The 23,003-nt window shown below is 72.8% G+C and carries 19 protein-coding genes and 1 pseudogene; 7 read left to right on the top strand and 13 right to left on the bottom strand.

Going from position 1 to position 23,003, the window contains the following annotated elements:
• Positions 1-19: 19 nt before the first annotated feature.
• The 6 genes and pseudogenes from ACZ7GJ_RS30205 to ACZ7GJ_RS30230 form a co-directional block, all read right to left on the bottom strand.
• Positions 20-3,061 (bottom strand): helix-turn-helix transcriptional regulator, encoded by a 3,042-nt coding sequence (locus ACZ7GJ_RS30205; RefSeq protein ID WP_470756077.1) that lies wholly within the window; start codon positions 3,059-3,061, stop codon positions 20-22.
• Positions 3,062-3,141: 80 nt separating this feature from the next.
• The gene (locus ACZ7GJ_RS30210; RefSeq protein ID WP_470756078.1) at positions 3,142-3,306 is read right to left on the bottom strand and encodes a hypothetical protein; all 165 of its coding nucleotides are present in this window, start codon (positions 3,304-3,306) and stop codon (positions 3,142-3,144) included.
• Between the two features lie 157 nt (positions 3,307-3,463).
• Positions 3,464-4,093 carry a hypothetical protein gene (locus ACZ7GJ_RS30215; RefSeq protein ID WP_470756079.1) on the bottom strand — a complete coding sequence of 210 codons (630 nt, stop codon included), beginning with the start codon at positions 4,091-4,093 and terminating at the stop codon, positions 3,464-3,466.
• Between the two features lie 112 nt (positions 4,094-4,205).
• Positions 4,206-4,760: a GNAT family N-acetyltransferase gene (locus ACZ7GJ_RS30220; protein WP_470756080.1), complete on the bottom strand. Its 555-nt coding sequence runs from the start codon at positions 4,758-4,760 to the stop codon at positions 4,206-4,208.
• A 39-nt stretch (positions 4,761-4,799) separates the two neighbouring features.
• The gene (locus tag ACZ7GJ_RS30225) at positions 4,800-7,049 is read right to left on the bottom strand and encodes an MMPL family transporter (RefSeq protein ID WP_470756081.1); all 2,250 of its coding nucleotides are present in this window, start codon (positions 7,047-7,049) and stop codon (positions 4,800-4,802) included.
• 266 nt (positions 7,050-7,315) lie between these two features.
• A pseudogene (locus tag ACZ7GJ_RS30230) lies at positions 7,316-7,693 on the bottom strand (cupin domain-containing protein); the annotation flags it as partial.
• A gap of 60 nt (positions 7,694-7,753) precedes the next feature.
• On the opposite strand from ACZ7GJ_RS30230, the gene ACZ7GJ_RS30235 reads away from it, so the two are divergent.
• Positions 7,754-8,578 (top strand): GNAT family N-acetyltransferase, encoded by an 825-nt coding sequence (locus tag ACZ7GJ_RS30235; protein ID WP_470756082.1) that lies wholly within the window; start codon positions 7,754-7,756, stop codon positions 8,576-8,578.
• A 748-nt stretch (positions 8,579-9,326) separates the two neighbouring features.
• A complete protein-coding gene (locus ACZ7GJ_RS30240; RefSeq protein WP_470756083.1) occupies positions 9,327-9,827 on the top strand; it encodes a DinB family protein in 501 nt (166 codons plus the stop codon).
• A 25-nt stretch (positions 9,828-9,852) separates the two neighbouring features.
• Here ACZ7GJ_RS30240 and ACZ7GJ_RS30245 read toward each other — a convergent pair whose 3' ends face one another.
• Complete coding sequence (locus ACZ7GJ_RS30245; protein WP_470756084.1) at positions 9,853-10,605, bottom strand: siderophore-interacting protein; 753 nt, start codon at positions 10,603-10,605, stop codon at positions 9,853-9,855.
• A gap of 62 nt (positions 10,606-10,667) precedes the next feature.
• Here ACZ7GJ_RS30245 and ACZ7GJ_RS30250 point away from each other — a divergent pair, with 62 nt between their 5' ends.
• A complete protein-coding gene (locus ACZ7GJ_RS30250) occupies positions 10,668-12,740 on the top strand; it encodes a penicillin acylase family protein (protein WP_470756085.1) in 2,073 nt (690 codons plus the stop codon).
• The gene (locus tag ACZ7GJ_RS30255) at positions 12,737-13,339 is read left to right on the top strand and encodes a GNAT family N-acetyltransferase (RefSeq protein WP_470756086.1); all 603 of its coding nucleotides are present in this window, start codon (positions 12,737-12,739) and stop codon (positions 13,337-13,339) included. The genes ACZ7GJ_RS30250 and ACZ7GJ_RS30255 overlap by 4 nt, the downstream gene beginning before the upstream one ends.
• Here ACZ7GJ_RS30255 and ACZ7GJ_RS30260 read toward each other — a convergent pair.
• A complete protein-coding gene (locus ACZ7GJ_RS30260) occupies positions 13,305-14,093 on the bottom strand; it encodes an alpha/beta fold hydrolase (RefSeq protein WP_470756087.1) in 789 nt (262 codons plus the stop codon). The two genes, ACZ7GJ_RS30255 and ACZ7GJ_RS30260, sit on opposite strands and share 35 nt — an antisense overlap.
• Positions 14,094-14,237: 144 nt before the next feature.
• On the opposite strand from ACZ7GJ_RS30260, the gene ACZ7GJ_RS30265 reads away from it, so the two are divergent.
• From ACZ7GJ_RS30265 to ACZ7GJ_RS30275, 3 genes are all read left to right on the top strand, one after another.
• On the top strand, positions 14,238-15,062 hold the full coding sequence (locus tag ACZ7GJ_RS30265; RefSeq protein WP_470756088.1) for a helix-turn-helix domain-containing protein: 825 nt from the start codon (positions 14,238-14,240) through the stop codon (positions 15,060-15,062).
• Positions 15,059-15,301: a DUF397 domain-containing protein gene (locus tag ACZ7GJ_RS30270; RefSeq protein ID WP_470756089.1), complete on the top strand. Its 243-nt coding sequence runs from the start codon at positions 15,059-15,061 to the stop codon at positions 15,299-15,301. Before ACZ7GJ_RS30265 ends, ACZ7GJ_RS30270 begins: the two co-directional genes overlap by 4 nt.
• Before the next feature lie 114 nt (positions 15,302-15,415).
• The gene (locus tag ACZ7GJ_RS30275) at positions 15,416-16,894 is read left to right on the top strand and encodes a serine/threonine protein kinase (protein WP_470756090.1); all 1,479 of its coding nucleotides are present in this window, start codon (positions 15,416-15,418) and stop codon (positions 16,892-16,894) included.
• A gap of 68 nt (positions 16,895-16,962) precedes the next feature.
• On the opposite strand, the gene gatB is transcribed toward ACZ7GJ_RS30275, so the two are convergent.
• The 5 genes from gatB to ACZ7GJ_RS30300 form a co-directional block, all read right to left on the bottom strand.
• On the bottom strand, positions 16,963-18,453 hold the full coding sequence (gene gatB, locus ACZ7GJ_RS30280; RefSeq protein ID WP_470756124.1) for an Asp-tRNA(Asn)/Glu-tRNA(Gln) amidotransferase subunit GatB: 1,491 nt from the start codon (positions 18,451-18,453) through the stop codon (positions 16,963-16,965).
• Between the two features lie 38 nt (positions 18,454-18,491).
• Complete coding sequence (locus tag ACZ7GJ_RS30285; protein WP_365917573.1) at positions 18,492-18,737, bottom strand: hypothetical protein; 246 nt, start codon at positions 18,735-18,737, stop codon at positions 18,492-18,494.
• Positions 18,734-20,230 (bottom strand): Asp-tRNA(Asn)/Glu-tRNA(Gln) amidotransferase subunit GatA, encoded by a 1,497-nt coding sequence (gene gatA / locus ACZ7GJ_RS30290; RefSeq protein ID WP_470756091.1) that lies wholly within the window; start codon positions 20,228-20,230, stop codon positions 18,734-18,736. The genes ACZ7GJ_RS30285 and gatA overlap by 4 nt, the downstream gene beginning before the upstream one ends.
• Positions 20,231-20,235: 5 nt before the next feature.
• Positions 20,236-20,532, bottom strand: a complete 297-nt coding sequence (gene gatC, locus ACZ7GJ_RS30295) for an Asp-tRNA(Asn)/Glu-tRNA(Gln) amidotransferase subunit GatC (protein ID WP_030010586.1) — start codon at positions 20,530-20,532, stop codon at positions 20,236-20,238.
• 150 nt (positions 20,533-20,682) lie between these two features.
• Positions 20,683-22,872: a putative bifunctional diguanylate cyclase/phosphodiesterase gene (locus tag ACZ7GJ_RS30300; protein ID WP_470756092.1), complete on the bottom strand. Its 2,190-nt coding sequence runs from the start codon at positions 22,870-22,872 to the stop codon at positions 20,683-20,685.
• Positions 22,873-23,003: the final 131 nt, after the last annotated feature.

Below are 23,003 nucleotides of genomic sequence, written 5' to 3' on the forward strand. Positions count from 1 at the left end.
GTCCAGTCGGCTTCGGGGTTCACCGGACGGCCGGTGCCGGTGCCGCGGGGGCGAAGAGCCTCAGCCGGTGGGCGAGGGCGGCCGCCTCGCCCCGGCCGGCGACACCCAGCTTCGCCAGGATGTTCGAGACGTGCACGCTGGCCGTCTTCGGGGAGATGAAGAGCTCCTCGGCGATCTGTCGGTTGGTGTGCCCGGCGGCGACCAGACGCAGTACGTCCTTCTCGCGGCTGGTCAGGCCCAGGGCCTCGGCCGGGTCGGTGTCCGGCTCGGGCAGGGCGCGGGGGGTGTCCACAGCGGTGAGCGGGAGCCTGGCGCGCTGCGCGAGCAGGGCCAGGTCCTCGCGGAGCCGGCGGGCGCCGAGGTGCTCGGCGGTGGCGTAGGCATCGCGGAGCAGCTCCGCCGCGGGGTCGCGGTGGCCGCACATCAGCAGGGCCTCGGCGCGCCGGTGGCGGGCCCTGGCCAGCAGGTACGGGCGGTCCAGCGGGCGTACGGCCGCCTCGACGGCGGTCCAGTCGGCCGCGGTGTCCCGGGCCTCGGCCCGGAGCAGCTCGGCCCGGAGGTACTCGGCGTGGGCGGCCCACACCGGCGCCGGGGTGGCGAGGGTGCGGGCGGCGGTGCGCAGTACGGCCACGGCCGCGTCCCGGCCGGCGTCGGCGGCCGGGAGGCCGCGGGCGTCCGCCTCCGCCGAGGCCGAGGCGAGGAGCAGCGGCCAGGCGTAGCGGTGGTGGCCGAGCGGGAAGCCGTAGTCGACGGCCGCGGCGGTCTCGCTGCGGACGTCGGCTATGCGGCCCTCCCCCGCGGCGACACCGATGGCGAGGCGGTAGAGCGGCAGCCGGTGCTGGGGCTGGGCGTCGTGGGTGCCGAAATGGGCGTGGGCCTCGGCGAGCTTGGCGGCCGCCTCGGTCAACTCGCCGCGTGCCAGCGCCAGATAGGCCAGCCGGGCACAGGCCGAGGCGCGCGGTGCGGCGCTGGAGCCGACGTGCAGGGTGCGCCGGGCCTCCTCCGCGGCCTCGTCCCAGCGGCCGAGGCTGTACAGGCTCTCCGCCATGTTCCCGCGGACCCAGGCCTCGGTGTCCAGCAGCTGTGATTTGTGAACGAGCCGGGCTCCCTGCAAGGCCACTTCCACTGCCTCCTGGGAGCGTCCCAGTCCTTCCAACTGAGAGGTGATGTTGATATGTGCACGTCCCGCCAGCATGACGAGCCCGAGTTCGGTGGCCCGTTCCTTGACCTCGTGCATCTCGGCGAGGCCGCGCTCGGGCTCACCGGCGTCGGTGAGCAGGCTGCCAATCGTGATCCGGGCGTTGAGTTCGGTGTCCTCGGCGCCGACCATCCGCGCGTACTCCACGGCGCGCTCGGCGGCCGCGAGGTTGTCGGGGCCGGGGTTGTGGAGCATGCCCCAGCTCGCGGCCCGGACCAGGACGTCGGCGTGCACCTGGGACGGGGGCAGCCCCCGGACGAGCTCCTGCGCCTTGGCGAGTTCCGCCCAGCCGTCGCCTCGGGCGAGGCCGGCGACGAGCCGGGAGCGCTCGGTCCAGAACCAGGCGGCGCGCAGCGGGTCCGGGCCGTCGTCCAGCATCCTCAGGGCGGTCTTGGTGAACTTCAGGGCGCGTTCGCGTTCGCCTCCGAAGCGGGCCGCGACGGTCGCCTCGGCCAGCAGGTCCAGCCGTTGGAGCGGGGTGGTCGCCGGGTCGCAGCCGCAGGGCGGGTACACCTCGGTGTAGTCCGCCGGGCGCAGTTGTTCGCGTACCTCTTGCGGGGCGCTCTCCCACAGCTCCATGGCCCGTTCCAGCAGCCGCAGCTGCTCGGAGTAGGCGTGTCGGCGGCGGGCGGCCACGGAGGCGGCGAGCACGGCGGGCAGGGCCTTGGCGGTGTCGTTGGCGCAGTACCAGTAGCTCGCGAGCCGGATGACCCGCTCCTCGGCGCGGACCAGCGAGTCGTCGGCCTCCATCGCCTCGGCGTAGCGGCGGTTGACGCGGGCGCGCTCGCCGGGCAGCAGGTCGTCGCTGACGGCCTCGCGGACCAGCGAGTGGCGGAAGCGGTAGCCGTCCCCGTCGGGGGTGGCGAGCAGGATGTTGGCGCCGACGGCGGCCCGCAGGGCTTCGATCAGCTCGTCCTCGGTGAGCCGGGTGACGGCGCGCAGCAGGGGGTACTCGACGGTGGAGCCGCCCTCGGCGACGATGCGGACCACGCGCTGGGTGGCGTCCGGGAGCACCTCGACGCGGACGAGGAGGAGGTCGCGCAGGGATTCCGTGAGCCCGGTGCGGCAGCCGCTCGCCCGGGAGGCGACGAGTTCCTCGACGAAGAAGGCGTTGCCGTCGGAGCGTTCGAAGACCGAGTCGACGAAGTCCTCGGCGGGCTGCGAGGCGAGGATGCCGGCGAGCTGGCGGCGCACCTCGGCCCGGTTGAAGCGGGGCAGTTCGATGCGGTGGACGGTGCGCAGCCGGTCCAGTTCGGCGAGGAGCGGGCGCAGCGGGTGGCGGCGGTGGACGTCGTCGGCGCGGTAGGTGGCGACCACGACGAGCCGGCCGGTGTTGAGGGTGCGGAAGAGGTAGGCCAGCAGGTGCCGGGTGGAGGTGTCCGCCCAGTGCAGGTCCTCCAGGACGAGGACGACGGTGCGGTCGGCGGCGAGCCGCTCCAGCATCCGGGCCGTCAGCTCGAAGAGCCGGGCCGTGCTCTCCTCGTCGTGCGGGCCGCGCGGGGTCTCGCCGAGTTCGGGGAGGATCCGGGCGAGTTCGTCCTCCTGGCCGGCGGCCGCCGCGGACAACTCCTCGGGCAGTTGCCGGTGCAGGGTGCGCAGGGCCGTCGAGAACGGGGCGAAGGGAAGTCCCTCCGCCCCGATCTCCACACAGCCTCCGACGGCGACCACCGCGCCGCGGCGGGTCGCCTCACCGATGAACTCCTCGGTGAGGCGGGTCTTGCCGACGCCTGCCTCGCCCCCGACGAGCAGTGCCTGCGGCTCCTGGCCGGCGGCTCGCGTCAGGGTGTCGGTGAGTATGGCCAGTTCGTCGGCTCGGCCGACGAACACCGGGCTGACAGATCTGGTCTCCACGCCGCCGAGCATGGCACAGGCTTCCTGCCCGGCGGCAGTCGTTATCCGTGCGCTTCCCCACATGTGCGTATCCACATGCTTCGCGACGCGGGTTACGCGGCGCGGGTGAAGCGGCTGCGGTGTGCTCTCACCGACCCCTCGGGTTCCTGGCTTCGCGAGGAACGGCGGGCGCGCTTGGCGTCCTTGGCGAGGCGGTACTCGTCGGCCTCGCGGATCAGGTCTGCGCGGCGGGCGTTGGCGATCTCGTACTCGAACATCTCGTACTCCCTGGTCGGGTTTCTCGGGCACCTCGTTCGGTGTGATCCAAGAATCGCGTCCCAGGGGGTACCGCCACATCGGGCGCATGCCTCATCTGTACGGCCCGGGGGGCCTTAGTCCCGGGCCGTGAGTCCCTGAGGGGGACTAAGGGGGTGCTTAGCCAGCGGCCGGAGCGGTGGGGAGGGGGACGAGGATGTCGAAGTACATGAGGCCGAAGAGCAGTACGCCGATGGCGCCGAGGGCGACGCCGGCCCAGGCCACGGCGCGGACCCAGGTCGGGAGGGTGCGGCCGGGGGCGCCGAAGGCGGGGCGGGCCAGCACGAAGACGGCGATGAGCAGGGCCAGGGTGGACAGGACACCGTTGACCAGCGCGGTGAGGTGCCAGGCGTCGCCGTACAGGGCCTCGATCTTGGCCTCGGTGGTGGTGGCGTTGGCCGACTCGATCTGGCCGATGAGGGTCTGGCGCTCGGCTATGACGCGCGAGACCCAGCTGCCGCTGAGGGCGACGAGGCCCAGACCGGCGCCGACGACGGCGGAGGCCGCGGCGGCCACGCCGCTGGGCTGCTCGTCGTGCTCGTCGAGCTCGTCGTCGTCCGTGTCCGCGAGACCGTCTTCGAGGTCCTCGACGGACTCGGCGGACTCGGTGGTGCCGGTCGGCTCGGCGGCGTCGGCCTTCTTCAGGTCGGCCGGGGTGTTCGTACCGGCCTCGGCCGCTTCCGCAGCGGCCTTGGGCTCGGCGGAGTCCGCCTCGGGAGCGGTCGGGGCGGGGGTCTTCGTGGTGTCCATGCGGGGCACGGTAGGCGGCTTGTCTGAGAGGTTTCTTAAAATCCGCCGAATCGCGGGACGCCGCCCGCCCGGACCGGCCGCGGGCCCTTCGCGGGACCCGCGGCGCGCGGTCTCAGGCAGGGGTGGCCGGGGGCCATTCGTCGGCGAGGACCGCCCAGATCTCGGTGTCCTGGCGGACGCCGTGGTGGAGGTCGTTCTGCCGCATGACGCCCTCGCGGGTCATGCCGAGCCGCGCGGCGACGGCGAGGCTCTTCTTGTTCTCGCTCGCGGCGTGCCACTCCACGCGGTGCATGCCGCGGTCCCGGAAGGCCCAGTCGATCAGGATGCGGCAGGCCTTGGTCACCAGGCCGCGGCCGGCCGCGGTCGGCTCCAGCCAGCAGCCGGCCTCACAGGTGCCGGACCCGGTGTCGAAGGTCCGGAAGAGGACTCCGCCGACGAGGGTGCCGTCGACGCGGATGCCGTAGAGGCGCCCGGTGTCGGTGGCGGCCTTCTGCGCGTAGTTGGCGAGGTAGGTCCGCGTCGAGTCGAGGTCGGCGGTGACGTCGGGGAGGCCGACGTAGCGGCCGATGTAATCCCGGCCGCGGTCCATGTGGGCCAGGAACTCCTCGGCGTGCCGGACCTCAAGCGGGAAGAGCTGAGCGTCGTCGGCGAGGTCTATCGAGAACATGCGGGGTCTTCCTTGGGTCTCGTCCGGCCGGCGGCCGGGTCACCGGGTTGCGGTCGCGCGGTCGGCGCCGTCCTCGCTTCTGGCGTCGTCCGTGCCGGGCCGCTGCGCGGGAAGTGTCGCATGCGGACGGCGCTCCGGGGGCTCGATGCTGATCTTGGGCAGTCGGCGGTCGAGCCAGGCGGGCAGCCACCAGTTGGCACCGCCCAGCATGTGCATCAGGGCCGGCACCAGGAGGGTGCGCAGCACGAAGGCGTCGAGCGCCACGGCCGCGGCCAGCGCGATGCCGAACATCGCGATGATCCGGTCGCCGCTGAGCACGAAGGCCAGGAAGACGGAGATCATGATGACGGCGGCCGAGTTGATCACCCGGCTGGTCTCGGCGAGGCCGACGCGGACGGCCCGCTTGTTGTCACCGGTCTCCAGCCACTCCTCGTACATCCGGCTGACCAGGAAGACCTGGTAGTCCATGGACAGCCCGAAGAGGACCGAGACCATGATCACCGGCAGGAAGGGCTCGATCGGGCCGGCGCTGCCCAGGCCGAGCGGCTCACTGCCCCAGCCCCACTGGAAGATCGCGACGACGACCCCGAAGGAGGAGGCGACGGCGGCGACGTTCATGGCCGCCGCCTTGACGGGGATGCCTATGGAGCGGAAGGCCAGCAGCAGGAGCACGCAGCCGAGGGCGATGACCACGCCGACGAAGAGCGGCAGTTTGCCGATGATGACCTCGGCGAAGTCGTCGTAGCCGGCGGTCACACCGCCGACGCGGACGTCCATGGAGCTGCCGTGCGCGGCCCGCGGGATGACGTCCGAGCGCAGCGTGTCGACGAGGTCGCTCGTGGCCCGGGACTGCGGGGCGAAGTCCGGTACGACGGTCAGGACCGCGGTGTCGCCGCTGCGGTTGAGGACGGCCGGCCCCGCGGAGGCGACGCCCTCCGTCGTACGGAGCGACTCGGCCAGCCGCTCGACGGCGAGCCGGTCGCCGGCGCCGTCGAGGCGGGCGACCACGCTCAGCGGGCCGTTCACGCCGGGCCCGAAACCCTCTGCGAGCAGGTCATAGGCCTTGCGGGTGGTGGAGCCGGCCGGGTTGTTGCCCTGGTCGGAGGTGCCCAGGTGCAGGGAGAGCGTGGGCAGTGCCAACACCACCATGACCAGCGTGGCGACGATCCCGAGCAGCTTGGGGTGGCGCTCCACGAAGGCCGACCAGCGGGCGGCGAAGCCGGTGACGGACTCGGGCCGCGGACCCTCGGCGGCCAGCTTGCGGCGCTCGCGGCGCGAGAGGGCGCGCGTGCCGATGTAGGAGAGCAGGGCGGGCAGCAGGGTCACCGAGGCGGCGACGGTGAGGACCACGGTGAGGGAGGCGGCGATGGCGACGCCGTTGAGGAAGTTCAGCCTCAGCACGAGCATGCCGAGCAGTGCGATGCAGACGGTGGCCCCGGCGAAGACGACGGCCCGCCCGGTGGTGGCGACGGCGCTCTCGGCCGCCTCCTCGACGGCGAGGCCGCGCCCCAGGCCCTTGCGGTGCCGGGTGACGATGAACAGCGCGTAGTCGATGCCGACACCGAGGCCGACGAGGGTGCCGAGCATCGGGGCGAAGTCTGCGACCGGCATGGCGTGCCCGAGGAGGGTGATGCCGAAGTACGCGGTGCCCACGCTGACCAGTGCGGTCGCGATGGGCAGCAGGCTCGCGGCGAGCGAGCCGAAGGCGAGGAAGAGGACCAGGGCGGCGATGGCGACGCCGATGACCTCGGCGAGGTGCGCGCTGGGGGCTTCGGTGAGGCCGATGGCGCGGCCGCCGAGCTCGACCTGGAGCCCGCCGGCCTCGGTGGCCGGGTTCTTCGCGGCGGCGACGACGGCCTTGGCCTCGGACTTGGGCACCGAGTCGGCCGGGCGGTCGAAGGTGACCACGGCGTAGGCGGTGCGCCCGTCGGGACTGATCCGGGCGGCGCTCTCGGGGGCCGGGCCGTAGGGGCCGGCGACCGATCCAACGCCCGGGAGCTTCGCGATGGTGTCGAGCGCGCGCGTCATCCGCTGCTCGACGTCGGGAGTCGTCGCGCTCTGATGGTCCGGGGCCCGCCACACGATGGTGTCGGTGTCCCCGCCCTGGCCGTGGAACCCCTCGCGCAGCAGGGCGTGGGCCTTGCTGGACTCGGTGCCGGGGACCTCGTAGTCGTTGGAGAAGGCGCTTCCGGCGGTGGCCGCGGCCGCGGCGGTTCCGCCGAGGGCGAGGAGCCAGAGCAGGACGACGACGAGTCGGTGCCGCATGCACCACCGAGCGATTGCTGCCAACGGACGAGCTCCCTGGTGGTTCGGATCTTTACCGGGGAACGGCCCGTCGCAAAGAACGCATGAACACTGAACGCTTATGTGTGTGAAGGTCCGGCCGGTGTTCCGGGGGATCGCCCCGGAGACATGGCCCAGGCTGGTCTACACCTTCACGATCGCAGCGTTTCGTGATCGTTGGCCCCATTCGTGGGGATCGTCACAGGGCGTTCGGGAAGGTGCGGGACCCAGGGGGTGTCTGGCGGCGGGTCCGTCGGCACCGCGGTGGGTGGATCGGCCTGGTAGCCCGGGACGGAGGGCCAGCGGACGGTGAGCACCACCGCGTCTTCCTCCGCGTACCAGGAGTGGTCGACGCCGCGTCCCCAGACGACGTAGTCCCCTTGTTCGGCGAGGACGACGCTGCGTCCGGGGAACTCCAGCCGGAAGCGTCCGCTGATGAGCACCTGCAAGGCGGTACGGGCCTCGCCCCTGACCCACTGGGCCCGTTCCTCGCCCTTCGGGTGGACGCCCCATTTGATCTCCACGTCCTCGCTGTGGCGGGGATCGCCCGGCTCCTTGAAGTGGCCGAGGAGCCAGCCGCGGTCCGCGGCGGCGTCGGGGGTGGCCTTGCCGGTGTAGACGGCGAGGGGCGGGGCGTGGTGGTCGTTCACGGGGCGAGGCTAATGCACTTGTGCGCACGGGGCGGCGGCTGGTGAGCTGGTGCGATGACCATGGATCTTGATGAACTGATGAAAGTACGCGCCGAGTACGACGCCGAGATGCGCCGCGACGCCCGGCCCGACGCGGCCGAGGCGCGCGTGGAGCGGGTGGGTGGCGTCGTACGCCAGAGCGTGCCCGGCCTCGGCTGGAACGGCGTGCTCTGGTCGGACCTCGACGAGGGAACGGCCGACGCCGCCATCGCGGAGCAGGTCGCGTTCTTCTCGGGGCGGGCGGCGGGGGGCGAGTCCGCGGAGTTCGAGTGGAAGCTGTACGACTACGACGGCCCGGCGGACCTCGGGGAGCGGCTGCGGGCGGCGGGCTTCGTGGCGGAGCCGGCGGAGACGCTGATGGTGTGCCGGGTGGCGGACCTCGCGGCGCTGCCGGTGGAGCCGCCGGAGGGGATCACGCTGCGGGTGGTGCGGGACGAGGAGGGGGTGGACCTGATGATGGAGGTCCACCGGCAGGCTTTCGGCACTGACCGACCGCGCATCCGTCAGCAGTTGCTCAGCATGCTGAGCAACGAGCCCGACCGCATCGAGGCGGTCCTCGCGATGGCGGGCGACACCCCGGTGAGCGCGGCCCGGATGGAGATGCTCCCTGGAGGGTCCTTCGCGGGCCTGTGGGGCGGCGGCACGGTGGCCGAGTGGCGCGGCCGCGGCATCTACCGGCTGCTCGTGGCCCACCGCGCCCGCATCGCGGCCGAGCGCGGCATCCGCTACCTCCAGGTGGACGCCTCGGACGACAGCCGCCCGATCCTGGAACGCCTCGGCTTCAACGTCCTGGGCGTAACGGTCCCGTACGTCTGGACCCCGCCCGGCCGCCCCGCGGCTGCATGAGCCCACCCGGCCGCGTGAGCCCGCCCGGCCGCGGCCACCCGCCGTGTGACCCCGCCCGACCGCGTGAGCCCGCCCGGCCTTGGCCGCCCGGCCGAGGAGCGCGGCGCCGATCCGTACGGCCGCCCCGCGGCGCCGCCGCCCTACGAAACCCACGACGCGTCGGCGCCGGGCGCGATCACACAGCCCGCCGGGCGGTGCAGCGGCCGACGTGCCTGACGACGTGGACCGCTCCCGGCTGAGGACGCAGCGCGTGCCCGCCGCCCGGCCGAAGGCGGGTACGGCCGAAGGCCTGACGGCGCGGGCGGCCCGACGGCGGCCATCACGGACCAGGTCGGCGAGAACCCGAGTGAGCAGCACGAACCGGCGCGCCCGCCGCCCGCCCGAAAGCCCGGACGGCCCGAAGACCCGGACAGCCGAAGGCCCGACGCCGGGACGGCCCGACGGCACCCGCCCGGGCCGTTCCCGGCGAGCCACAGGAACCGCCCCGCCGAACGGCGGACCCCACGGACCAGGCCGGCGAGAACCCGAGTGAGCAGCACGAACCGCCGCGCCCGCCGCCCAGCCGGAGGCCGGGACGGCCGAAGACCGGGACGGGCCGAAGGCGGGACGGGCCGGAGGCGGGACGGCCGAAGGCCCGGCTGGCCCGGCTGGCCCGGAGGCATCCGCCCCGGCGGGGGGGGGGCGGCGGGCGGCTCGGGTGGTTGTCGGCGTCTTCCCCGGGCGGGGGTGAACGGGCAAGATCGTGGCCATGGAACGCATTGCACCTCCCCTGAGCGGGGGCGAGCGCGAGACCCTGCGCGCGTACCTCGACTTCCACCGGGCCACCCTCGCCTGGAAGTGCGAAGGCCTCGGCGACGAAGAGCTGCGCCGCGCCTCGATGCCGCCGTCCACGCTGTCCCTGCTGGGCCTGGTGCGCCACATGGCGGAGGTCGAGCGCCACTGGTTCCGCCGGACCATGGGCGGCGCGGACGTCCCGCACCTGTGGTCGGACACGTACGACTTCCAGGCGGCCTACGACGCCGCCGACTCGACCCGCGCCGAGGCCTTCGCCGCGTGGGAGTCCGAGGTGGCGCACGCCCGGGAGGTGGAGGCCGCCGCCGAGTCCCTGGAGGTGACGGCCCACGTCGCGAAGTGGGAGGAGGACGCCTCGCTCCGCCTGGTCATGCTGCACATGATCCACGAGTACGCCCGCCACAACGGCCACGCGGACTTCCTCCGCGAGGCCATCGACGGCGCCACCGGCGCGTGACCCGCACCCCCTGGCCCGGCCGGCCTCAGGCCGCCGTCGGCCGCCAGTAACCCAGCGCGTTCACCCGGGCCTTCGGCAGGGCCAGGTCCTTGCGCAGGTACGCCGTCAGGGCGCGCGTGGTCACCGTGTCGCAGGCGAGCCAGACGTACGCCGATGCCGGGTCGTCCACCAGGCCCGGCAGTTCGGCCCGTACCCGCTCGCTCAGGGACACGTCCCCGCCCCGCACGACCCGCCGCATCTCGTGCCGTTCGGGATCCAGCCGTACGGGCAGCTCCGCGTCCGAGGCGTGCTGCGTCTCGAACCAGATCGTCGCCGGGGTGTCCGGGTGGGCGTCCAGCAGGGAGTTGATGGCCGGGAGCGATGCCGGGTCACCGACCACCAGCAGCCGCGCGGGCGCCGGCTCCGGGGTCTCGAACCCCGTCCCCTGGACGGTGGCCTCCACGGTGTCGCCGACCTGCGCGCCGCGCGCCCAGTCGCTCGCGACCCCGTCGTGCAGGGCGAACTCGAGCGAGAAGGTCCCCGCGGCTGGGTCCGGGTCGACCAGCGTGTAGGCCCGCTGGTGCGGCTTGCCGTCGCCCGCGAACCACAGCCGCACCCACATCGTCGGGTGCAGCGACTCCCCCGCCGCGGCGAGGAGTCCGCCGTCCGACAGGTGGACCCGGCGGTAGTGCTCCGTTACCTGCTCCGCCCCCGTGACCGTGAACGTGAAGTCCTTGCCCCGCATGAGCTTGAGGACGACGCCCTCCCAGCCCTTCACGACGCCGGTACCGACGCCCATGTGCATCCCACCCTTCCCCTTATAGTTAGGTCAGCCTAACCTAAACGCGCTTGGGGAAGAGTGTGAGCCTTGTGAGCAACGCGGCCGTCTATGAGCTCTACCGGGACGAATGGGGCATCCCCCACGTCCAGGCCCCCGACGCGCTCCAACTCTCCTACGCCCAGGGTCGCACGACCGCCGTCGACCGCGCCTGGCAGCTGGAGGTCGAGCGTCACCGCGCCCAGGGCACCAGCGCCTCGATCCTCGGCCCCGACTCCGTCACCTGGGACCGGTTCGCCCGCCAGAGCCGCCTCGACGACACCGCCCGCCGCTGCTGGGAGGCGCTGGAGGGCGACGACCCCGAGACCGCCGCCTGGGTCCGCGCCTACGTCGACGGGGTCAACGACGGCCTGGCGGAAGGCGCCCGCCGCGACGACCGCGTCACGCACGCCCCCGCGCCCTGGGACCCCTGGGTACCGCTCGCCGTCTGGATCGCCACCCACATCCTCTTCGCCGGCTTCGCCACCAAGCTGTGGCGCGAGCGCGTGGCCCGCGCCCTCGGGGACGACGCCGTCACCCTCTTCGCCACCGACGGCCCCGGCACCGCCGGCAGCAACGGCTGGCTCGTCCCGGGCGAACGCACCACCACCGGCGCCGCCATCATCGCGGGCGACCCGCACCGCTTCATCGAAGACCCGGGCGTCTACCAGCAGATACGTCTCGCCTGCCCCGAGTACGACGTCCTCGGCCTGGCCGTCCCCGGCATCCCCGGCCTCGCCCACTTCGGCCACACCGGCACCGCCGCCTGGGCGATCACCAACGCCATGGCCGACTACCAGGACCTGTACGTCGAGCAGTTGCGCGGCCACGGCTCCGCCACCGAGGCACTGGGCCCCGACGGCGCCTGGGAGCCCGTCCACCACCACACCGAGACCATCACCGTCGCCGGGGCCGCCCCCGTCGAGGTGGAGGTGCTGGAGACCCCGCGCGGCCCGGTGATCACCCAGGAGGCAGCGGACGGCACCGCCCGCACCCTCTCGCTGCGCTACCCGCCGCGGGTCCGCCGCGACCTCGGCTTCGCCGCCCTCCCCGCGCTGCTGCGCGCCCGCAGCGTCGCCGACATCGACGCCGCCCTCGACGGCTGGGCCGAACCCGTCAACGTGGTCCACGCCGCCGACACCGAGGGCGGCCTGCTGCACCGCGTCGCCGGCGCCGTCCCGCTGCGCCACCCCGCCAACCGCCTGCACCCGGTGCCCGCCTGGGACCCGCGGTACGCCTGGCAGGGCTGGGCCGAGACCCCCGCCGAGCCCGTGCAGGGCTTCGCCGTCATGGCCAACGCCCGCGGGATCGCCTCGCCGCTCGGCGTCGAGTTCGCGCCCCCGCACCGCGCCAACCGCATCCGCGAGCTGCTCTCCGGCTCGGCGGACTGGTCCCCGAAGGCGATGGCCGACGTACACCGGGACACCTACCTGGCCTCGGCCGCGCCGCTGCTCGCCCTGCTGCCCGCGCCCGAGGGCCTCACCCCGGCGGCGCGCACGCTGCGTGCCCGACTGCTCGCCTGGGACCGGCACATGGACGCCGACAGCACCGACGCCACCGTCTTCTCCGCCTTCCGGACCGCGACCGTACGACGCTTCGCCGCCGACCCGGTCTTCGCGGAGCTGGTCGGCGCCCCCGCCGGGCCGGAGGTGTTCCACCCCTGGCTGTACCTGGTCCCTCGCATCGGCTACGCCCTGGAGGGCCTGATCACCACCTCCCTCCTGCCCGAGCTGGACCGCGCCGCGCACGTGCGCGCCGCCCTGGAGGCGACGGCCGCCGCGCAGACCCCCGACACCCCCTGGTCGGAGGTCCACCGCCTGACCCCCTGGCAGGCGGTGCCGGACCCGGACGCCACCTGGCCGGGCCTGGGCGGCGACCACGACTGCGTGAACGCCACGTCCTCCGTCCCCGGCTTCACCGACCTCACCGCCCGCGCGTCGGCGGCCCGTTACGTATGGGACCTGGCCCGCCGCGAGGACAGCCTCTGGGCGGTCCCGCTCGGCGCGGACGGCGTCACCGGTGCCCCCCACCACCGCGATCAGCTCCCGCTCTGGGCGCGCTGCGAACTCGTCCCCGTCGTCACCGACTGGTCCCGCCTCACCAAGGAATCCGCATGATCTCCACCAGACAGCCCGTGCACAGCCACCTCATCGAGGGGTTCGGCACGGTCACCATCACCCCCGTCGACCCCGCCGCCGACTCCGCCCTGATCCACAGCTGGGTCACCGAGGAGCGGGCCCGCTTCTGGGGCATGGGGGAGGCGAGCCGCGAACTGGTCCAGGAGATCTACGAGGACGTCGACCGCCGCACCACCCACCACGCGTTCATGATCGGCCGCGACGGCGAGCCGGTGGCGCTCTTCCAGACGTACGACTGCGCCGAGGACCGCGTCAGCGAGTGCTACGAGGTCGAGCCCGGGGACATCGGCGTACACCTGCTGATCGGCCCGACCGGGGCCGCGGCCGAGCACGGCTTCACCTCGAACCTGCTGATCGCCTTCATGGCGTTCGTGTTCGCCGACCCCACCGTCCGCCGCGTCATCGCCGAGCCGGACGCCCGCAACACCAAGGCCATCGCCCGCCTGGAGCGCACCGGCTTCACCCTCGGCCCGGAGGTCGAGCTCCCCGAGATCGACCTGCCCGAGGTCTTCATCCCGGCGAAGCAGGCCCGTCTCCTCTTCTTCAACGTGCCGGGATCCCAGCAAGAAACTCCGTGATCAGCGAGGCCCATTCGGCCGGGCGCTCGGCGAAGGGGAGGTGCCCGGTGGGCAGTTCCACCAGCCGTGCGCCCGGCAGGGTGTCGGCGAGCTCCCGCTGGAGGGCGAGCGGGACGAGCTGGTCCTCGGTGGTCGCCACGACGAGGGCCGGTACGTCGAGCCGCGCGAGTTCCGCGCGCAGATCGGCCCCCTGGAGCAGGTCGACGTGGTCCCCGGACCCGGGCGGAATCGATCCCGCGGTCTCCATCACCACCTGCTCGACCTGCTCGGGGGTGAGGCCCTCCAGCGCCGCCGGACTGAAGGCGAGCGGCACCAGCAGCCTGGCCAGCAGTTCGCTCTCGCCGCGCGCGGCGAGGGCGGACCACAGGTCGGCGATCAGCTCCAGCCGGTTCCCGGCCCGGGCGAAGGTCCCGGTGAGGACGAGCGCGGCGACCCGCTCCGGGTACCGCGCTGCGATCCGCACGGCGACGTTCCCGCCGAGCGAGTACCCGAGCACGGCGAACCGTTCCAGCCCCTCGGCGTCGGCCGCGGCGACCAACTGGTCCGCCAGCTCGTCCAGTTCCAGCGGCTTCTCGGCGCGCGGGGTGCCGCCGGTGCCGGGGTAGTCGACGCCGACGACGCTGTACTCGGCGGCGAGCTTGTCCAGGACCGTCCCGAAGTTGGTCTCGACGGACCCGCCCCCGCCGTGAGCGAGCAGCAGCCCGGGTCCGCCGCTCTCGGTGCGGACGGTGCGGGCGTAGGTGGTGGTGGTCATGGGTCCCCCTCTGAATTGCGTAACGGTCGCTACAGAAAGAACCGTACCCGATTAAACTAGTGCTCGCTACAGAAACCTCTTTTGTACGGGTGGCGTACGGGTCGACGGCGCGTCAGCCCAGACGCCCCGGGGGATGTGTCCGGCATGACGCACACCAACAAGCCCCTCCGGAACGCCTCTTGGGTGGTGCTCGGCACCCTGGCCGGGCATTTCCGCAGGCAGGCGGGGTACACCCAGGCGAGCCTGGCCGAACTCCTGCACACCGACCCCGAGACGATCGCCTCGATGGAGCAGGGCCGCCGGCTGCTCCAGCCGAAGATGGCGGCGAAGCTCGACGAACTGTTCGAGACGGGGGGCGCGCTGAGCGCCGCCCTGGCCAAGGTCCCGAAGCGGGAGCGGTACCCGGCCTTCGCGATCGACTTCATCGCCCACGAGCGGGATGCGGAGAGCCTGTTCTCGTACGAGAACTCGGTCATCCCCGGACTGCTCCAGACCCCCGAGTACGCGGCCGCCGTCTTCGGCTGCCTCTACCCGCCGCTCACGGCGGAGGAGGTCGAGATGCAGACGGCCACGCGGCTGGCCCGCCAGGCCGTGCTCGAACGCAAGCCGTGGCCGCCGATGATGCACCACATCGTGGAGCAGGCCGTCCTCGAACGCCCCGTCGGCGGCGCGGCGGTGCTCCGCGCCCAGCTGCGCCACCTGCGCGAGCTGGCCGACGTCCCCTACCTCGGGCTCCAGATCATGCCGACGAAACAGGGGAGCCACGCGGGCCTCGCCGGGCCGATGGTGCTGCTGGAGACCGACGACCACGACCAGCTCGCCTACCTCGAAGGCCAGCGCGTCAGCTTCCTGCTGGACGACCCCGAGGAGGTCCATCCGCTCAGCCTCAAGTATGGGATGCTGCGGAACCAGGCCCTGTCCATGGAGGACAGCAAGGGCCTGCTGGACGACCTGCTAGGAGAGTCATGATCCACGCCTTGGCCTGGTTCAAGTCGAGCTACAGCGGCGACGAGGGCGGCAACTGCCTCGAAGTCGCCTACCACTGGCGGAAGTCGAGCCGCAGCAGCGACGAGGGCGGCAATTGCGTCGAGGTCGCCGCGCACCCCGCCGCCGTGCACGTCCGGGACTCCAAGGTCAGCGACGGGCCCGTCCTGACCGTGGCGCCCGCCACCTGGACCGCCTTCCTGGGCGGCACGGTTTCCCATTGACCCCGCCCGCCCCGGCCAGCGAAGCTGATCTCCAATCAACTCACTGGCCATGGGGGCGCTTTGAGCAGCCAACGGCTGTGCATCGGACCTGACTCCGCACCCGACCGGTACCGCTTGCTGCGGTCCATCGGGCGCGGCGGCGAGGCCGTGATCCACCTCGCGGAGATCGACCTGGCCGGCGGGGTCGAGCCCGTCGTCGTCAAGGTCCTGGACTCCCGGCAGACGATCACCGCCGAGGAGTTCGGCCGGATCAGCCAGAAGTGGAACGAGCAGGCCGAGCTGCTGCGCTTCGTCCACCGCCCGGGGGTCGTGGGCGTACGGGAGCACTTCGAGGGCGCTCCGATCCACCGGCCCGGCGAGGCCGCCACCGCGACCGGCCGGTCCCTGGTGCTCGTCATGAACCACGTGGACGGGCTGGACCTGCGCGACTGGCGGGCCGAGCGGGACCTCTCCACACCCGCCGAGCGGCGCGAGGTGATGCGCACGCTGGAGCAGCTGGCCGACGTACTGGACTGGCTGCACTCCGGCAGGGCCACCCCGTCCGGACGCCAGGTCGTCCACGGCGACCTCTCCCCCGGCAACGTCATGGTCGACGTCCACGGCCAGGCCACGCTCGTGGACTTCGGCCTCAGCAAGCTCACCGCCGAGCACCAGACGGCCGAGGTGTGGTTCACCCCCGGCTACGCGGCTCCCGAGGTCTTCGACGGCAAGCGCACCCCGGGCACCGACCGGTACGCCTTCGGGGCCATCGCCTACTTCCTGCTGAGCGGGCAGTCCCCGCCCGCCACGCCGGGGCTGCTGGCCGACGCGATGGCCGAGCTGCCGCAGATCGCCGCGCTGGACCCAGAGCGGCGGGCGCGGGTCGCCGCGCTCTGCGCGGCCGACCCCGGGCAGCGGCCGCTGAGCCTGGCCGCCTGGGTACGGGACGTCCGCGCGGCCGTGGTCTCCGTACAGCGGGACGTCCAGGACGCCGTCCCGGGCCCGTTCCCGGCGCCGGACCGGCGGCGGCCCCGCCAGGTGATCGGCGCGGTGGCGGGGGTGCTGGTCCTGGCGGCGCTCGCGGTGGCCGGCGTACAGCTGCTCGGCGACAAGGACGACGACAAGGACAAGGGCAAGAACAACGGCGTTGCGGGGAGCGCGGAGAGCCCGAGCCCCACGCCCTCCCGGTCCCCGGAGGACGCCCCGTCCGGCCCCGGCGGGGTCTCGCTCACCACCCTGCCGGTCGACAAGAGCGAGATGGGGTGGCTCGACACGGGCCGGGGCACGCTCGCGAACCAGGAGTACGACACCGCGCTGGTCTCCTCCGGCCCGTACAAGATCTGCGACGGCTCGGCGGAGTACGACCTGGGCGGCGGCTGGAAGACCCTGACCATGGTCGCGGGCGTCGACGACTCCTCGACGTACGCGTCGGCCCGGATCAACGTGACGGTGGACGGCTCGCCCCTGTGGGCCGGCGACGTCCGGGTCGGATCGCCGAAGCCCCTGTCCCTCGACGTCACCAACGGCCGACGCCTGAAGATCTCCTACCTGGACCCCGCACGCAACTGCGGACTGGGCCCGATCGTCCTGGCCGCTCCCACCCTCAAGCGCTGACCCCGCACACACGCCAGCGGCCCCGCACCGGAGAACCGGTGCGGGGCCGCTCTTGCGTTCGGCAGCGACTACTCGGAGACGCCCAGGCGCTCCAGGATGAGCTCCTTGACGCGCGCCGCGTCGGCCTGGCCGCGGGTGGTCTTCATGACCGCACCCACCAGCGCGCCGACGGCCGCGATCTTGCCGCCGCGGATCTTGTCGGCGATGCCCGCGTTGCCCGCGATGGCCTCGTCGACGGCCGCGCCGAGCGCGCCCTCGTCCGAGACGACCTTGAGGCCGCGCTTCTCGACGACCTCGTCCGGGGTGCCCTCGCCGGCGAGGACGCCTTCGAGGACCTGGCGGGCCAGCTTGTCGTTCAGCTCGCCGGCCGCGACCAGGGCCGCGACGCGCGCGACCTGGACCGGGGTGATCGGCAGCTCGTCGACGACGACGCCCTGCTCGTTGGCGTTGCGGGCCAGCTCGCCCATCCACCACTTGCGGGCGGCGGTCGAGTCGGCGCCGGCCTCGATCGTGGCGACGATGGAGTCCACCGCGCCCGCGTTGAGGATCGACTGCATGTCGTGCTCGGTGACGCCCCACTCCTGGAGGAGGCGGTTGCGGCGCACGCGCGGCATCTCGGGCAGACCGCCGCGCAGCTCCTCGACCCAGTCGCGGGCCGGGGCCACGGGGACCAGGTCGGGCTCCGGGAAGTACCGGTAGTCCTCGGCGTTGTCCTTGATGCGGCCGGCCGTGGTGGAGCCGTCCTCCTCGTGGAAGTGCCGGGTCTCCTGCACGATCGAGCCGCCCGACGAGAGCACCGCCGCGTGGCGCTGGATCTCGAAGCGGGCCGCGCGCTCGACGGAGCGCAGCGAGTTGACGTTCTTCGTCTCGCTGCGGGTGCCGAACTCGGACTCGGGGGTCGGGCGCAGCGACAGGTTCACGTCGCAGCGCATCTGGCCCTTGTCCATGCGGGCCTCGGAGACGCCGAGCGCCTTGATGACCTCGCGCAGCTCGGCGACGTACGCCTTGGCGACCTCGGGGGCCCGTACGCCCGCGCCCTCGATCGGCTTGGTGACGATCTCGATGAGGGGGATGCCGGCGCGGTTGTAGTCCAGCAGGGAGTGGGACGCGCCGTGGATACGGCCGGTGGCGCCGCCGACGTGCAGCGACTTGCCGGTGTCCTCCTCCATGTGGGCGCGCTCGATCTCCACGCGGAAGATCTCGCCGTCCTCCAGCTGGACGTCCAGGTAGCCGTTGAAGGCGATGGGCTCGTCGTACTGGGAGGTCTGGAAGTTCTTCGGCATGTCCGGATAGAAGTAGTTCTTCCGGGCGAAGCGGCACCACTCGGCGATCTCGCAGTTCAGCGCGAGACCGATCTTGATGGCGGACTCCACGCCGATCGCGTTGACGACCGGGAGGGAGCCGGGCAGACCGAGGCAGGTGGGGCAGGTCTGCGAGTTGGGCTCGGCGCCCAGCTCGGTGGAACAGCCGCAGAACATCTTGGTCTTGGTGCCGAGCTCGACATGGACCTCAAGGCCCATGACGGGGTCGTACGACGCGAGGGCGTCTTCGTACGACATCAGTTCGGTGTAGGTGCTCACGGTGAAACTTTTCCCTCTCAGCCCAGCAGGACGTCGTCGTCGCCCAGGCGCTTCAGCTCGCGGTACAGGATCGCGAGACCGGTGACGATGGCGGCGGCGGACACGACGGCGTCGACCAGCTTCAGCGTGTCGTGCTCGGTGCGGGCCTTACGGGCCTGCTTGATCACGCTGAAGGCGCCGAAGGCGGTGGTGCCGATCGACAGGTAGGTACCGGACTTGGACTTCTTGAAGCCCTTGGCCTTGGACAGTGCACTGGTGCTCACAGCGACGGTGCCTCCTCAAGCAGCGGGTGACCCCAGCGCTCGACGAAGGCCGCCTCGATGGCGGCGCCGACCTTGTACAGCCGGTCGTCCTTCATCGCCGGGGCGATGATCTGCAGCCCGACCGGGAGGCCGTCCTCCGGAGCCAGGCCGCAGGGCAGCGACATGGCGGAGTTGCCGGCCAGGTTGGTCGGGATCGTGCACAGGTCCGCGAGGTACATCGCCAGCGGGTCGTCGGTGCGCTCACCGATCGCGAAGGCGGTGGTCGGGGTCGTCGGGGAGACGATCACGTCGACCTGCTCGAAGGACTTCTCGAAGTCCTGCGTGATGAGCGTGCGGACCTTCTGGGCGGAGCCGTAGTACGCGTCGTAGTAGCCGGAGCTGAGCGCGTACGTACCGAGGATGATGCGGCGCTTGACCTCGTCGCCGAAGCCGGCTTCGCGGGTCAGGGCGGTGACGTCCTCGGCGGACTTGGTGCCGTCGTCGCCGACGCGCAGGCCGTAGCGCATGGCGTCGAAGCGGGCCAGGTTGGAGGAGCACTCGGACGGCGCGATCAGGTAGTACGCGGCCATCGCGAGGTCGAAGGACGGGCAGTCCAGCTCGACGATCTCGGCGCCGAGCTCCTTGAGGAGCTCCACCGACTCGTTGAAGCGCTGGACGACGCCGGCCTGGTAGCCCTCGCCGGCGAACTGCTTGACGACGCCGACGCGCATGCCGGCGACGGAGCCGTTGCGGGCAGCCTCGACGACCGGCGGGACCGGGGCGTCGATGGAGGTGGAGTCCATCGGGTCGTGCCCGGCGATGACCTCGTGCAGGAGGGCCGCGTCCAGGACCGTACGGGCGCAGGGCCCGCCCTGGTCGAGGGAGGAGGAGAAGGCGACCATGCCGTAGCGGGAGACACCGCCGTACGTGGGCTTCACGCCGACCGTGCCGGTGACGGCGGCGGGCTGGCGGATGGAACCGCCGGTGTCCGTGCCGATGGCGAGCGGGGCCTGGAAGGCGGCCAGCGCGGCCGCGGAGCCGCCGCCGGAGCCGCCGGGGATGCGGGTGAGGTCCCAGGGGTTGCCGGTGGGGCCGTAGGCGCTGTTCTCGGTCGAGGACCCCATGGCGAACTCGTCCATGTTGGTCTTGCCGAGGATGACGACGTCGGCTTCCTTCAGCTTGCGCGTCAGGGTGGCGTCGTAGGGCGGGATCCAGCCTTCGAGGATCTTCGAACCGACGGTGGTCGGGATCCCGACGGTGGTGAAGATGTCCTTGAGGGCGAGCGGGACGCCGGCCAGCGGGCCGAGCTTCTCGCCGGCGGCGCGCTTGGCGTCGACGGCCGCCGCCTGGGCAAGGGCGCCTTCGCGGTCGACGTGCAGGAAGGCGTGGACCTTCTCGTCGGTCGCGTCGATGCGGGCCAGGTGGGCCTCGGTGACCTCGACGGCCGTGAGCTCGCCGGAGGCGATCTTCTCGGCGGTCTGGGCGGCCGTGAGCTTGATGATCTGGTCAGTCATGGTTGTTAGTCCTCCCCCAGGATCTGCGGCACCTTGAAACGCTGCTGCTCCTGGGCGGGAGCGCCGGAAAGCGCCTGCTCGGGGGTGAGCGACGGACGGACCTCGTCCGCGCGCATGACGTTGGTCAGCGGCAGCGGGTGGGAGGTCGGCGGGACGTCTTGGTCGGCGACCTCGGAAACGCGGGCGACCGCGCCGATGATGTCGCCGAGCTGTCCGGCGAAGTGATCCAGCTCGTTGCTGGACAGCTCAAGGCGCGCCAGCCGAGCGAGGTGGACGACCTCCTCGCGCGTAATGCCAGGCATGCAGCGATCCTCTGGGGGTGGGTGGATGTTGGTTTCGGGCCCAATCCTATGGGGCCGGGCCCGCTCACCACGAAACGGTTTGCCGCCACCCGGCCGGACCGCTGGACGGCGGGGCCTATTCCGGCCCCGCCGGGGGGCACCCCCGGCGGGTCAGACGGCGTCGGCCTCGGCGGCGGCGGAGAGTTCCGCCGTGATGTCGGCCGGGCGGCGCCAGCCGCGCTCGCCGCGGGCCAGCAGCCAGGCCGTGGCCTCCTGCGGGGGCATCGCGGCGGCCACCAGCCAGCCCTGGACGGCGTCGCAGCCCAGGTCCCGCAGGCGCTCCCACGTCTCGTCGTCCTCGACGCCCTCGGCGACGACCAGGAGGCCGAGCGAGTGCGCGAGGTCCACCGTGCAGCGGACGATCTCCGCGTCCTGCGCGTCCACCGCGAGCCGGGCCACGAAGGACCGGTCGATCTTCAGTTCGCTGACCGGGAGCCGCCGCAGGTGCACCAGGGAGGAGTAGCCCGTACCGAAGTCGTCCAGGGACATCTTCACGCCGTGGCCGGTCAGGCCCGCCATGGTGTCCGCCGCCCGCTGGGGGTCCTCCAGCAGGACGTGTTCCGTTATCTCCAGCTGGAGGCCGCTCGCCGGGACCCCGTGCCGGGCCAGCCGTGCGGCGACCGCTCCGGCGAAGCCGGGGGTGTGGACGTCGCGCGGCGAGACGTTGACGGCCACCGGGACCTTCAGGCCCTGGGCGCGCCAGCGGGCCACCTGGGCCAGCGCCGTCTCCAGGACGTACTCCGTCAGGTGCGGCATCAGCCCCGAGGTCTCGGCGATGGCGATGAACTCGTCCGGCGAGACCCGCCCCCGCTCGGGGTGCACCCACCGTACGAGCGCCTCCAGGCCGGCCACCTGGCCGTCGAACCGCACCTTCGGCTGGTAGTGCAGCTCCACCTCGCCCGCGTCCAGTGCCCGGCGCAGGTCGCCGAGGAGGCCGAGGCGGTCGGGGGTGTTGCTGTCGCGCTTGGACTCGTAGACCTCGACGCCCGTGCGGTCCCGCTTCGCCTGGTACATCGCCACGTCGGCCCGCCGCAGCAGCCCCTCCGCGTCGAGCGCGTGGTCGGGGAAGACGGCGAGCCCGGCGCTGGCCTCCAGGACCAGCGTGAGGCCGTCCAGGTCCAGCGGTGAGCTCAGCTCCGCCACCAGGTTCCGGGCGACCCGCTGGGCGCTGGTGGTGGAGTCGGCCACGGGCAGCAGTACGGCGAACTCGTCGCCGCCGAGGCGGGCGGCCTCCGCGTCCTCGGGGAGGGCGGCGCGCAGCCGGTCCGCGATCTGCAGGAGCAGCCGGTCCCCGGCGAGGTGGCCCAGGGTGTCGTTGACCGCACGGAAGCGGTCCAGGTCGATCAGCACAAGAGCTGACCGGGTGCCCAAACGTTCAGCCTGGTCCAGAGCGGTCCAGGCCCGCTCCAGCAGCCACTGCCGGTTCGGCAGCCCGGTCAGCGGGTCCCGCAGCTGTTCCTCGGCGCGCGCCCGGGCGATCCACAGGGTGGAGTCCAGGGCGATCAGCGGTACGGCGAACAGCGGCAGCAGCACCGGCTGCGTGACGGCGACGACGCAGATCAGCGGGGCGATCCCGAGCAGGGCGATGGCCACCAGGGCCTGGCGGACCAGCGCGGTACGGGCCACGGTGGGCAGCCCGCCGCCGCGCGGGGCCAGCGCCATCCACAGCAGCACACGGGTGACGAGCAGGTAGGAGACGGCGACGAGGATGACCTCGGGCACCGCGTCCAGCTCCCAGGTGGTGGGGTTCCACGGGGTCTCGACGCTCGGCGCCTCACCGAAGGCGGTGAGGACCAGAGCCCCCGCACCGATGCCGAGGATGTCGGTGGAGCCGTGCAGCAGCCCCTGGCGCCAGCGGTGCCGGCGGGCGGCGCCGACCAGGGTGACCACCGCGAGCGAGACGAGCCCGGCGGGGATCCAGCCGTAGAGGACGAGCACGCCGAGGGTGAGCGCGGCGCCCGATCCGGTGCCGCCCCACCAGCGGTCGCGGCCGAGCGCGACGAGGTGGCCGACGATGATGCCGGTGAGGAGCGCGAGCGCCCAGCCGACCGTGCCTCCGGGGAACAGGGCGTGACGGTTGCTCAGGGCCGTGACGACACCGACGGCGAGCACCACGACGGACAGGGCCACGACGGCGACGGGCAGCACGGTGCGCTGGCCCGGTCCGCCCGCGCCCACCGCGGTGTCGAGCGGTCGGGTGTCCGGCGTCCTGGAACCCAGGACACCGAGCCGGCCCGTCCTCATGGACGGGATCTCCCCGCCGAAATCTGGTGACGGGTCGGCGCTTTCGGTGGGTTTCATGCCCGTCCCTCTCACAGCCGGCGGTGCCGATGCCACGCGATGGCACCGATGTCATGCCATCACGGCCGGAATCGCGTCCCGCTGCCGTGCACGACTGGCGCACCCCTCAACAGTAGGACGCGGGAGGCTCC

It is taken from the genome of Streptomyces sp. NPDC037242, from assembly GCF_055604165.1.